Annotated in this window: 13 protein-coding genes; 5 read left to right on the top strand and 8 right to left on the bottom strand. The window is 44.7% G+C overall.

What is annotated here, in order from left to right:
* Positions 1-298 precede the first annotated feature (298 nt).
* The gene (locus QUB11_RS10220; RefSeq protein WP_333390434.1) at positions 299-1,204 is read left to right on the top strand and encodes an ABC transporter substrate-binding protein; all 906 of its coding nucleotides are present in this window, start codon (positions 299-301) and stop codon (positions 1,202-1,204) included.
* A gap of 152 nt (positions 1,205-1,356) precedes the next feature.
* Here the strand turns inward: QUB11_RS10220 and QUB11_RS10225 are convergent, their stop codons facing one another.
* On the bottom strand, positions 1,357-1,719 hold the full coding sequence (locus QUB11_RS10225; RefSeq protein WP_333202622.1) for a hypothetical protein: 363 nt from the start codon (positions 1,717-1,719) through the stop codon (positions 1,357-1,359).
* Between the two features lie 325 nt (positions 1,720-2,044).
* Between QUB11_RS10225 and QUB11_RS10230 the strand changes: the two genes are divergently transcribed.
* The 3 genes from QUB11_RS10230 to QUB11_RS10240 all read left to right on the top strand — a co-directional run bounded on the left by QUB11_RS10230 (position 2,045) and on the right by QUB11_RS10240 (position 4,634).
* On the top strand, positions 2,045-2,773 hold the full coding sequence (locus tag QUB11_RS10230) for a response regulator (RefSeq protein WP_333390437.1): 729 nt from the start codon (positions 2,045-2,047) through the stop codon (positions 2,771-2,773).
* Between the two features lie 6 nt (positions 2,774-2,779).
* Complete coding sequence (locus QUB11_RS10235; protein ID WP_333202627.1) at positions 2,780-3,379, top strand: adenylate/guanylate cyclase domain-containing protein; 600 nt, start codon at positions 2,780-2,782, stop codon at positions 3,377-3,379.
* A 319-nt stretch (positions 3,380-3,698) separates the two neighbouring features.
* Positions 3,699-4,634, top strand: a complete 936-nt coding sequence (locus tag QUB11_RS10240; protein ID WP_333202628.1) for a fused MFS/spermidine synthase — start codon at positions 3,699-3,701, stop codon at positions 4,632-4,634.
* A 309-nt stretch (positions 4,635-4,943) separates the two neighbouring features.
* On the opposite strand, the gene ccmS is transcribed toward QUB11_RS10240, so the two are convergent.
* The 6 genes from ccmS to QUB11_RS10270 all read right to left on the bottom strand — a co-directional run bounded on the left by ccmS (position 4,944) and on the right by QUB11_RS10270 (position 11,639).
* Positions 4,944-5,375 (bottom strand): beta-carboxysome assembly chaperone CcmS, encoded by a 432-nt coding sequence (gene ccmS, locus QUB11_RS10245; RefSeq protein WP_333202630.1) that lies wholly within the window; start codon positions 5,373-5,375, stop codon positions 4,944-4,946.
* 162 nt (positions 5,376-5,537) lie between these two features.
* Positions 5,538-7,334, bottom strand: a complete 1,797-nt coding sequence (locus QUB11_RS10250) for an ABC transporter ATP-binding protein (protein WP_333202632.1) — start codon at positions 7,332-7,334, stop codon at positions 5,538-5,540.
* Between the two features lie 521 nt (positions 7,335-7,855).
* Entirely contained in the window at positions 7,856-9,103 is a 1,248-nt protein-coding gene (locus QUB11_RS10255; RefSeq protein ID WP_333202634.1) for an IS110 family transposase, read from the bottom strand.
* A gap of 179 nt (positions 9,104-9,282) precedes the next feature.
* Entirely contained in the window at positions 9,283-10,128 is an 846-nt protein-coding gene (locus tag QUB11_RS10260) for a hypothetical protein (protein ID WP_333202636.1), read from the bottom strand.
* A 4-nt stretch (positions 10,129-10,132) separates the two neighbouring features.
* Positions 10,133-10,546, bottom strand: a complete 414-nt coding sequence (locus tag QUB11_RS10265; protein WP_333202639.1) for a hypothetical protein — start codon at positions 10,544-10,546, stop codon at positions 10,133-10,135.
* Between the two features lie 103 nt (positions 10,547-10,649).
* Positions 10,650-11,639: a hypothetical protein gene (locus tag QUB11_RS10270; protein WP_333202641.1), complete on the bottom strand. Its 990-nt coding sequence runs from the start codon at positions 11,637-11,639 to the stop codon at positions 10,650-10,652.
* Positions 11,640-11,778: 139 nt separating this feature from the next.
* On the opposite strand from QUB11_RS10270, the gene QUB11_RS10275 reads away from it, so the two are divergent.
* A complete protein-coding gene (locus tag QUB11_RS10275) occupies positions 11,779-12,189 on the top strand; it encodes a hypothetical protein (RefSeq protein WP_333202643.1) in 411 nt (136 codons plus the stop codon).
* Positions 12,190-12,322: 133 nt separating this feature from the next.
* Here the strand turns inward: QUB11_RS10275 and QUB11_RS10280 are convergent.
* On the bottom strand, positions 12,323-12,523 hold a 201-nt coding region (locus tag QUB11_RS10280; protein WP_333202645.1), incomplete at its 5' end, for a hypothetical protein.

Consider the following 12,523-nt stretch of genomic DNA (forward strand, 5'->3'; position numbering starts at 1 on the left):
CCTAATCTTGACGAAAATACTTCGTTGCAGCCCGCACCCAAGGTAAAAACCCGGTTTCTTTGGTCGCAGTGCGTCCAGGACTGCAAATTTCCAGTAAACTATTGATATTTAAATCATTAAGCGCTCAAGTGCGATCGAACTTCCCGTCATATCGTTTCCGGTTGCATCGGTATGGTTCAAATGTCCAAACAGTCAACCGTCAACAGTCAACTGTCAACAATCATTTTTGAGTGCGATCGAACTTCCCGTCAGTTCTGTCTCAACCTGGTTTAAACTCGCTGTAAGTCCTGCCTAAACTATGTACAAAACTTTTTTTTCTCGTACCGCTATCCTGTTGCTGAGTTTAGCATTTACCGCTTGCTCCGCTGCCACTTCACCCCAAATTCAGCCATCAACTCCTGCTGGTTCGCCAGTTAATCAACCACAAACAACTAACAGCGAATCAGCACAAAAAGTTGTAGCTTTAACACCTTTAACCGCCGATATTATCCATCAACTCGATCCAACCAAACTTGTAGGAATTCCCGGCAGCGCATTAGTCAGCAGCAACCCCAAATTTACAGGGATTACCGCAGTCACTGCCGAACGCACCCCTCCGAATTTAGAAAAAATCATCGCATTGAAACCGGATTTGGTGGTAGGTGCGTCGGGGTTTCATGACCAAACAATGCAAAAATTGCAGCAGCTAGGAATAAAAACTTTACTCACTCAAGTTGATAGCTGGAAATCCCTAGAAGAGTTAACAACAACTTTAGCTAAATCCCTTAATACAAATCCCGAACCTCTGTTAAAACGCTACCAAACATTTTTAGCAGATATCCCAAATCAAAGCCCCGCCACTTTAGTTTTGGTGAGCAGACAACCGATTTTATCGCCGAATCAAAGCAGTTGGGCTGGAGATTTGCTGGGTAAGTTTAACGTGAAAAATGTCGCAGCCCAATTGCAAGGAGATAGCCCGGTGCGAGGCTACGTGACGCTTTCAGCGGAAAAGGTTTTAGAGGCTAATCCTGAAGTTATCATTGTAGTCGATCGGGGAGAAGGAATTTTAGACCAATTTAAATCTGATTCATTTTGGAATCAACTCACAGCCACCAAAAATAATCGAGTTTACGTTTTTGACTACTATGGATTGGTCAACCCAGGTAGTATCGAAAAAATTGAGCAAGCAACTGCTCAACTTAAACAAGTTCTAGCTAAAAAGTAGAGACCCGATTTTGAGAGATACAAAATCTCTAGAAATCCTGCAACAAATTGACTACAATTTCTCTAAATGTGAGAAAGCTAAAGGCACTCAAAAGCGCGCAGCGATCGGAAACCGGGTTTTTAAGCCTGACTTCCAATGCTGTCTGACCGGCCTCAAGTCAGATCCAGAGGCGGCAAACCGCGCAACTGTCGCAGCGAGTTGATACACGCCTGGCAGTCGCAGCCAAACAGCGCCGCCGCCGCATCGCTTTCTTCTTCCGAAAAATCCAGCATCGCCACCCGTTCTTCACCCGGGCGCTGCCAAGTAATTCTCGGCTTAGAAGCCGCAGCAGCAGACTTGCCAGGAAGCCGCACGCAAGTCAGACGCTGAGTGTGGGGCGATCGCACGCAGCGGGGCGCATCACCCGATTGGCTTGGTGTTTCGGTAATTGGAGCGGGATTTGCGATCGCGCTCAAAGACATCAGAGATCCAAACAGCGTCGGACTTACAAGTAAAGTGAGGAGCAATCGATTCATTTGTCGTCCTTAAGAACTTCAACGTATACAGTAGCCGATTATCTGTTGCAATTCAACAAGGTTTTCGTCCGATATCAGTACGATTTGCCGTTATTAAGGCTTAAAAGCCGAATATTTACCGCCTAAACCTTCAACAATTATCAGGGTATTAGCAACCAGCATTTTTTGATAAGTATCACCTTCGCTCGCCAGTTTAAGATTTGTTGCAATTTGAGTAAGTTTAGCTCGCCAGTGATAACAAACTCTTCCAATGTGGGTAAACTGATTTCAGCAAGGGTTACTCGAAGCAGCGAACAAGTTTACCTCAGAAACCAGGTGGGGAGTGATGAGTACAGTTTTAGTGGTGGAAGATTCCCGCAGCCAGCGGGAGTGCATTTCACATCAGTTGAGATGCAGCGGATTGAATGTAATTCAGGCATCTGACGGTGTGGAAGCGCTGGCTAAAGTTGAGAAAAATTGCCCTGATTTAGTATTATTAGATGTCATAATGCCCCGTCTAGACGGCTACGGGGTTTGTCGTTTAATTAAAGCTAATCCCGAAACTCGGAACATACCGGTGGTATTTTTAACCGGCAAGGGACAGCAGTTAGCTTTATTTTCGAGGGCGATCGATCGCGCCGAAGCTTATGTTAGCAAACCTTGGCAGCCGAGGGAACTTTTGGCAACGATCAAAAAAGTTTTGCTCAATGCCAATATTAAGTTCGATCGAGCTTCAGCCGACGCTTGGACAGAATACGGAATTTTAAACTTAAGTACAGTCGAACTGTATCAAAGCCATGCCGATGCTTGGACAAAATACAGCTCCCAAATTATTAAATTGTACGATTCCAGCTTAGCAGCTTTCGAGCAAGCTTTGGCCATTGAACCGAGTCACTCGAATGCAAACAAGTATCGCAACCGAGTCCAGACAATCCGGGCAATTTTGCTGAAAAAATTAGAGCAAACTAAACCTTGCAAAGTCTGTGATTATTATTACGGTAAGGATGGCATCAATTGTGCGGTGCATCCTGCTGGCCGCCCTCAAGAACTGTGTCGCGATTGGGAATTTAATTAAACTAAAATGAAAACAAATAACCGCGCTAACTTAGAAAAGCTGCTGCAAGAAAGAAACGAATATCCCGAAAGAATGGCGGAAATTGATGAAAAAATAAATTCAACTTTTCGCAAAAATTACGCAATTTTAGTAATGGATATGTCGGGATTTTCGCGCACTACACTCCGCTACGGAATTATTCATTTTTTGGCAATGATTCACCGGATGCACGGAATTGTCAAACCGATAATTTCCGAATACGGTGGCACTGTAGTTAAGGAGGAAGCAGACAATATTTTTGCAGTTTTTGCCGATGTAAAATCAGCGGTGGAAGCTGCGATCGACTCTTTGAAACACACGGCGGCTGTCAACACGACACTGCCGCCGGAAATGGATATTTACCTCTGCATTGGTATTGGCTGTGGCGATGTTTTGATGCTGGAAGGAGAAGATATGTACGGCTCGGAATTTAACCTGGCATCCAAGCTGGGAGAGGATTTGGCGGAACGGGGAGAGATTTTGCTCACCTCAGCAGCCTTTGAAAAGTTGGAAGGTGACAAGCAAGATTGGCAAAAAGTGGAACTTTCGGTTTCAGGTTTGGAATTGGTGGCGTACAAGCGGCTGTAATCGGGTGAATTTCTGTTGTCTTCTCGTTCTTCGCCCTGCTGGAAAATGAGACATGACCCAGCCCAAAAACGGATACCAGCCACCGACTTAAGTCGTGGAAAGATAAAAATTTTAGACCCTAGTTCAATATCCCAGATTGCATCTGTGGGGTAAATCTAAAATCTAAAATCTAAAATCTAAAATCGACTGACTTGCCCCAGCCTTGACTAGAAACCCGGTTTCTTCGCAGATATCGGGCGACTCAGCCATTTTGGTAGAAACCGGGTTGATGAGGCTATATTCTTAGAGAATATCGAATTAAAATAAAATTTAAAATCTGATGATTGAGGAACACAAAACTTGGCAATCTATTAATTTATCCGCTATTCGACAGCGGCTGGCTTGGCTGCAGCAACAGCCAGACAAAGTTATTTTTTGCAAAGAGTCGGGTGTTCACTATGTTGCAGTCACAAAAGATCGATCGCGCATTAAGCTATCTTTAGTAGAAAAAGTAAATCGGCAAACAGATTTACTGCAATCTATTTTCGATTTCAACAATCCTTTACATCTAGTGTCTGAATATACTCAGGCGATGATGTTGGGTTTAGTGTGGCAAAGCCAACCTCAAAGAATCTACATAGCTGGATTTGGCGGCGGCAGAATTCCCTTAGTTTTGCACCACTATTTGCCGGAAACTGTTATAGAATGTGCGGATGTAGACCCGATCGCGATCGAAGCAGCTACACAGTGTTTTGGGGTGCAGTTGGACGCTCGGCTGACGGTAGCAATTCAAGACGGCAGAGAGTATCTGGAACAGCAAAATCCCGATATGCAGTACGATATCATCATGACGGACGTATTTTTTGGCAACGGCTACTTTCCGCACAGGCTGGCCACCAAAGAATTTTATCAACTCTGCGAAAAACGCTTGTCAACAGCAGGAGTTGTGCTGGTAAATCTGCTGCAAAGAGATGAGTTTTATGCGGAAAAAATCAAGACTTTTCAAAGCGTGTTTTCTCAGGTGTGCGTGTGTCCTTGGAAGGACATTAACAGCGTTTTGATTGGTAGCAACAGCCAGATTTTGGAGAAAGATGAGATTGTTGCTAAGGCAAAATATTTGCAAGATAGTCATCAATTTTCCTTTCCATTAACAGACAGGGCGCTTGAGGTAAAAGTAGGTAGAGAGTTGGCAGAGGCTGTACCTACTTTAGACAAAGCTCAAATTTTTTATGACGATTCGCCGCCCGCTGGTTATTTTGATTGCTGGTTATTCTGATATTTATAATAAGTCCGGGTTTACTCTTTTTTGTGGAACAGGCATCTTGCCTGTTGCTGATTCGCAGTTGAGCTCACCGAGGGATTGAAAGAGACTGTGGGATGAATTTGCCCTCAGAGTGCGATCGGATATAGCCACCTACAATAGGGCAACTGAGGACACGGCATTGGCGTTTCCCTACCTCAAGATAATCAATCTTCCTCGATAAGAGATATAACCATCGCCCGATTAATTTTCGGGAAACCTCACCGCGTCGTCTCCTGACTGTAGGTAATATCAATTCCGATGCCACCGGATTTGATATAACTCCTATTTCATATATTCAACCATCTGCTGTTCCAGCTTAGCCAACAATGTATCAACATCTGTTGCGGCTTCCTCAAAACAAACAGGAGGTTCAGGCTTAGATTCAAAAAAAATTAACTTAATTTGACCTTCCCCGATCGCCAAAATCGCCACTTCTGTCTCAGGCTTGTGAGCGTTCAACACACCTACAACTTCCTGAATATGGCTTCTCACTTGACGGTTCAACTCCTCAACCGCCTCTTTCTTACAATACACAAAACGCGCAGTTTCTGCAATATCAATTGCTAAAATCTCCTCGCTTTCTTCTCCCCTTTCCAGAAATAGTCCCCAAGCCAAAGCCGCCAATTCATTTTGATTAGCTTTCACGAATTTATCTAATTTGCGGCTCCAGCTATTTTCGTTGGGTTTGGACTCAGGGCTATCAAATAGAAACATTTTCTCTTCTTGTTTGTATAAACTAATATTTTACAGTCAGCAGTCAGTAGTCAGTTGGCAGTTGGCAGTTGGCAGTTAACTGTTGTCATTAGTTACCCATGCCCAATGCCCCATCCCCAATTCCCAATTCCTAATTAGCAATTACCCACAACCGCTGCGTTTCTATCTTATACCAGATTGCACGCGCCAGAGCGCCGCATAAATTCCGTCCTGTTCGATCAGTTGTTCGTGCTGCCCCGATTCTACCACCAGCCCCTCTTCCATGACACAAATGCAATCGGCATTGCGGACTGTAGAAAGACGGTGGGCGATCGCAATTGTAGTGCGATTCTTGGTAATTCGTTCGAGCGATCGCTGAATTGCCGCCTCAGTCTCGTTATCCACCGCTGAAGTAGCTTCGTCAAGGATCAAAATCGGCGGATTCTTCAAAACAGCCCTCGCAATTGCAATTCGCTGCCGCTGACCCCCCGACAATTTCTGACCGCGTTCCCCTACAATAGTGTTGTAACCGTCCGGCAATTGTACGATAAACTCGTGAGCCTCCGCAATTTTCGCAGCATTTACTATCTCTCGATTGTTAGCCTCAAAACTGCCGTAAGCAATATTTTCTGCCACCGTACCGTGAAACAAAAACACATCTTGACTCACCAATCCGATCGCTCTCCGCAAATCTTTTAAATTCAGGCTATTTAATTCTATACCGTCGAGATAAATATTGCCGTACTGTACCTCGTACAGCCTCAATATTAGTTTCACCAGCGTACTTTTTCCCGAACCAGTAGCCCCAACAATCGCAGTAGTTTTCCCCGCCGGCAGAGTCAGGGAAAAATACTGCAAAATCGGTTTTCTTTGATTGTAAGAAAAGGTAACATTTTTAAATTCCAACTCACCCTTAATCGAACTAACTGGCCGCCGAATATCACCCGTGCGAATTGCGATCGGAGTATCCAACAAATTCATCACCCGATTAGTAGAAGCCATTGCGCGCTGGTATTGATCCAGAGTATTTCCCAGGCGAGTCAGCGGCCACAGCAACCGCTGGGTCAAGAACACCAAAACGCTGTAAGTTCCCACAGACAACCGGCCCGCCACCACCTCCAAACCGCCCAGAAATAGCGTTGCAATAAACCCCAAGAAAATCACCACCCGAATCAGCGGAATAAAAGCAGCAGAAAGTACGATCGCCCGTCGGTTGCTTTGGCGGTAAGCTTGGCTTTGTGCTTCGATGCGCTGAATTTCATAATCTTCGGAAGTAAAACTTTTAATAGTAGTAATTCCCATCAAATTATTCGACAGTTGCCCGTTCAGAAAACTCACCTTTTCCCGCACATCAGCATAGAAAGGAGCAAGGCGATTTTGAAAGGCGATCGAACCCCAAATAATAAAAGGGATGGGCAGCATTGACAACCCAGCAACACCAGGAGATGCAGCAAAAAAAGCCGCGCCAATCACAACAACCGTTGTAATTACCTGAATCACCTCATTAGCGCCGTCGTCCAAAAAACGTTCAAGTTGATTGATATCATCATTGAGAATAGAAATCAAACCACCCGTGCTGCGTTCTTCAAAATAAGCTAATTCTAATTCCTGCAAATGGCTGTAAGCTTCCAGACGCAAATCATGTTCAATATCCTGAGCCAAATTGCGCCACAAATAATCATAAGCATATTCAAAAACAGATTCCAACGTCCAAACAACCGCGCTCAAAAGAGTGATAATTGCCAGTTGCCAAAAGACATCTTTTATGCCCCACTGAGCGAGGATAGAATCTTGCTGTTTCACCACCACATCAACGGCAATACCGATTAATGCTGGCGGTGCTAAATCGAAGAATTTATTCAGCAGCGAACAGATACTTGCCAGCCAAGCTTTCATGCGGTAGCGGCGTCCGTACTTCAGCAGCCGCTTTAGCGGATGGACAGGTTTTGATGGATGTGGTGATACTTGAGAATCATTCATAGGGCATGGGGCATCGGAAATAGGGCTGAGAATTAAAAATTAAACAAGAGTAAGGTGCGCGCGGATCACCCTACTAATTTTTAATTCTCCAATCCCCCGTTCCTAGGCTTTAAACGTTAACACTGGCTTCACTCTAACAATTCTAGATTTTAAAGCAACAAAAAATTAAACGCTACCAAAATATACTTTGGTGTCCTACCGGACGGGTGGCGGCTATTTTTCCGATTTTCGGAGAGAAACTCTGCACTCCGACGAAGCTTGCTAGCGAAAATCGGAAAAATCCCGCTGGAAAAAAGATATCCTTGACAAAGGCGCGAACTGAGGCAGCACCAGCGGAGGGGTAACACCCTCTGAAATCTCGTGTAAGAGATAGCGCCGCAACCTAAAATTAGATTTTAGATTTTAGATTTTAGATTTTAGATTGGACGAGCTCGCGCACCAGCTCCTTACTCTTCAAAAAGCCATGACGAATGAAGCCACTCGTGATACTTGCGATCATATTCTATATCTTCTCAAATCCTTTACTCGTACTCTTCCTCAGTTTCATCTTGTTCGCAGGTCAACGTCAACTCTTTAACCGTCAACTCTTTAACCAGCTCCCTAAACAACAACTTGACTGCTTTGGCCGCCACACGCGATCGCACTAACCGCACCGGACGACCACTCAACTTTTCAGCATCCAGGATTGCGCCAAGCCGATCGCCAATGTCGTTGTGAAGCCGAGCCCGAGCTGGTTCAATTCTGGTAAAAATCCACTGCCACAAAGCACGCCGGCACAAATCACTACCACCACTAACCTTCGACTTTTGCAAATCACCGCTGGACTCTTGAGACGGCGCATAGCCCAAAGCCTTGCAAAATCGCCGAAGTGACAAATGCCGCTTGGTAGGTTTGCCAGAATTACGCCCTTTACGAATCTTCACATCTGGTTTGCCATCAAAAAGATAATTTTCAAATGGGTATATTTGCGACAATAACAAAGCTTCAACACGACGACCAAACCCAAACCGGGCAAAAACTTTACGGTACGGTAAAAACTGCGGCTCGCTCACTAATTTAGAAAGCTCAAATTCAAGCACCATCTCCTCACGCTGAATATCGCAAATACGCGCAGCATGACGCCGAAGTTCGTCAGTAATTCCCAGTCCAATCGACCTTTCCAACATCAAATCGTACTTTATAGACTGTCGCTCCCCGCACAGCCACCCCCACAACAAAGGAACTTTTTCACCCAATCGAACCGATCGCACCAGGGCAACTTCTGGAAACTGCCACGCTAAATCTTGGCGAGCACGGTTAATGATAGGTGACTGCACACGATTCAAGTGACTGAGACGAAGTACCAATCGGCGAATTTCGACAATCATTTGCGATCGCACTTGAACAAACCGACGAGGAACTTCAAGAAAATCCCAACCATAAATCGCCAGAGCCAAAGCATCAGCGTCATCATCTTTATCAGGCAATCCGAGGTGATGCTCGCGAAATGAACGAAGTTCTTTATGACCAACAAGCCGAACTTCTACACCGGCACGAGCAAGCTGAGTTCCCCAAAGCCGAGAGTAATTCACCCCCGTCGGCTCCATCACTGCGATCGTGTTATCTGTATCACCACCAATCAATGCTAGTAATCCAGCAATTCCAAAAGCTGTAGCATCAAACTTATGAAAGTCACAATCATAATAAAATTGTCGAGGTTCAGTTGGTTTTTCTAGCAAAAGGCAAGCAGAAACTGAGGCCTTGCTGATGTCAAGTCCAATAATTTGCATTCAATTTTTACAAGTGATATTTTCCAAATCCCCATAGCAAAGCTTATGAATCACCCAAAGGCCAGAAGCCTAATTCACTCTTAAAGCTATAAATTGCAGGGAAAAATTGCAATCAATCAAGTAGTAACCGAGCTTATGAAGCCAGAAAAGCCATTACAGCTTGTTTCATTTTTAAAACCCTAAGTTACATACCGATTAATTGACGGATGATTTGGACTCAATCCGCTACCCCTCCCATTTTTAAGGGGGAGTTTCGGCTGCTGAGTTAAGCAGCCATCGTCAGGCGATTTAAAAACAACATCCAAATCTGTCAAAATTACTTGTTGCTCTAAAGTATATTCAACATCAACAGCCTGTTCGTCCGATCGCACATCAGAGCACTCTGGCTCTTGGTCATTAGATAAGTCATCTGATTCACCAATTAAATGCTCAAGATACTCTGATACAGACATTCCAGCAGCCAAGGCTTTTTCTTGCAACAACTTATAAGCTTTGCCTTTGATACGAACTTGCTTGGCTCTATCTTCTGGATTTTCGTCTAATGTTTCCTGAATTTTGGCGGCAGTAATTTGGTGAACAGGAATAGATTCAACAACCTCAGACCATTTTTCAGTCAATTGACAATTCCCATAGGAATCAACTTTTGCAAACTTCCACAAAGGCATAGCTTGAGCTACAGAAGTAGGGAGAGTCTGAAAATTGGACTTAATCAAGTGCATGCAAACTTTGGCAGCTTTGATGATTGTCTGACAATAAAAAGGCGAGCGACCTAAAGCATTTTTGCAGTAATCAGCAAAATCCTTATAGGTATGCTTATACAACCGATAACGACGCACAGCATCAAGCATGATTCCTTGTCGCACGTAGTCGAGAAAGCTGCGTTTAATGCGCTGCGTGAGAATTAAAATATCGTTGTGGGGTGCTTGGTCAAGAATTTCGTTCTCGAATTCCAGAAGCGGTTGAAATTCCGCCTCTGGAGGTTCGCACCACTCGTCTGAAAAATCAGGTTTTAGAGTGAGTTGCATTGTTTTAAAAATCGTCGCTTAGTTTGCTTGTCACCACTTCAACTTCTGCGACCGACGCTGCATTTAACAGCAGCTCTTTATCAAAAGTTAAGCGAGATTGCATCAGGTCAATCCCCAAAGCTTTTAACAATAATTTCAAATCATTGTAATGCGAAGTTGCGCGCTCTATGTCGTCGGTAATGCGTTTTAGAGTGTAGGCTTTTTGCGTGATTTGATTGTCGAACGCGAATGCATTATCTGCCAAACGATTTTGAGCGTCTAACTCTGCCAATAATTTATCTAACTGTTGCTTTAGCGCTTCATAACCCTCTGACAAGGAATCTACATCGCTACTAACTTCAAGTTTTCCATCTCGTTCGGTTCTGTCCCATCGGTCTTTTTTATAAACCGGAATTGTAATTGATAGATGAGTTGCCATGATTTTAATTTTGGGTAAGTGGGGAGAAAGCGATCGCCTTTGTTCCTTGATTCAAAAGCGATCGCACAAAAAAGCAAGATAGCAAGCTAGATGGAAGTGAAAATCAAAACACAGCATCACCTCCCGGAGGCGAACGAGCGCCGCAAACACCCTCAACCAAACGCCGCTTGCAACGAAGTACAAGAGGTTGACCACTAGGAGAAGTAAAAACAATAATGCTGCCATTACAAACAGTTGCAGGGACAAAACCGCAAGGACAGCGCTTTACATCCTCAGCTTGAGGCAGCCAATACCACTCCTCCGGGCAAGGAGCCCAATAAATCATTGAATCCAAGGAAATTTCCAAAGGCTCAAGATTTTCGGCATCCCAAGCAGCCATCGCCTGATAAAAGTCATCGAGGCAATCAAAATCATCAGGGTCTGGCGGCTCGTCCGTTGATTCCACTTCAAAATCAAAAAGGCTCAGTTGCCCGTCGGCATCGGATTGATAGTGGATTTCAAGTTGAGATGGAAAGTAGCGAGCCAAAAATCTATCAGAAAAAGTGACACCGGGGGAAGTTTCAGCCGCTGGTGCAATCGGCTCCTGGACTGAATCAATTTGTACGCCGGGGGAAGTTTCGGGCGCTGGTACGATCGGCGGCTCCTGGACTTGAACTTCGATCGTCGATGGTGTCAATTGGTTCACAACGGGTTCAAGCAGCGTCAAACAATCACGTCCTACAAAAGCCCAGTAAACACCAGAAGGCTCGTAACGACGATCGAATTCAACCTGCGCTGTGCAGCGCGTACCGCCACGCATAACTCGCCCAGTCATTCCAGAAAACAAACCAGAATTTATACGAACGCGATCGTTACGAACTAAAAAAGGTGAAGTTTCGGCCGCTGGTGCGATCGGCTTCTGGACTCGATCAGCTTCGACACCGGGAAAAGTTTCCAAGAGTGCCAAAAGCGGGAGTTTGACCCCTACCAAAGCATCCATCCAAGTTTGGCGGCAACGCCGATCGCCCGACGGGACAATATTGAGCTCGCGGGCGATCGCTTTGAGCTGACCAAAGGTATTGTGTTCTAGCTGTGTAGCAGTATAGGTGTACATAGTTTGAGGGAAAGGGCTTGAAGGTTAACGCAAGCCCAGCGCCAAAGTTACAGGGTATTGCACTACAATAACTTATATGATACATTGCATTACAATAGACTGTCAAGACATTGCATGACAAAATCAAGAGGTAGTTTGCATGACAATTAAAACAGATGTCCAAAACCAAACACGGCTTACACGGGGAAAACAAGTCAGTACAGTTGACAGTTCGGATTACACCAACAGCCCGCAAAATACTACAAGCACTAAGAGAGACGATACAGGCAGCCAGCGACAGCGATGCTCTAGAGCAACTGTTGCGAGGACAAATTCCGCCATTATCTCCATCTCGGTTAGTGGGAAACTTGCACGTCAACTGAGCAAAAGTCTTGAATCTCAGTTGACAGAATCAATATCCGAACATGAAATATCAATTAATCGCACTGCTAAGTACGAACAAAAAATCGCTGAATTAAAAGAGGAACTGGAAAGTCTCAAACAACTTATTGAACAGCTCGACCAAGCAGAACATGAAACAGAAGAGGTAGAAGTTGAAAAATTAGAATAAATCAGGAAAGCTAGCTCTAACAAGGGCTAGCTTTTACTTTGCAAAATATCATCAACAATCAACCAACCCCCGCACCACCGGGGTTCTCTGAAACTATTAGTCGCCGAGTGGGACAACGGCAGCTTTCCCTAACTCAAACTACAAATGCAAAAATATCAAAAACTCTGTAACCAAGACTGCAAGTAGATTTGACTGATACGCCCAGGAAGCTGCAATCAGTAGCAATCAAAAAAAGAAGCTGGCGACACCTGCCTTTGAGTGGTGCGACTGGGGGCGGAGAGCAAGCCCATAAACCGTAAGAATATCGGGATGCCATCACCGGCTCACAGGTGAT

The sequence above is a fragment of the Microcoleus sp. B6-A1 genome (assembly GCF_036705085.1).
Lineage (GTDB): Bacteria > Cyanobacteriota > Cyanobacteriia > Cyanobacteriales > Microcoleaceae > Microcoleus.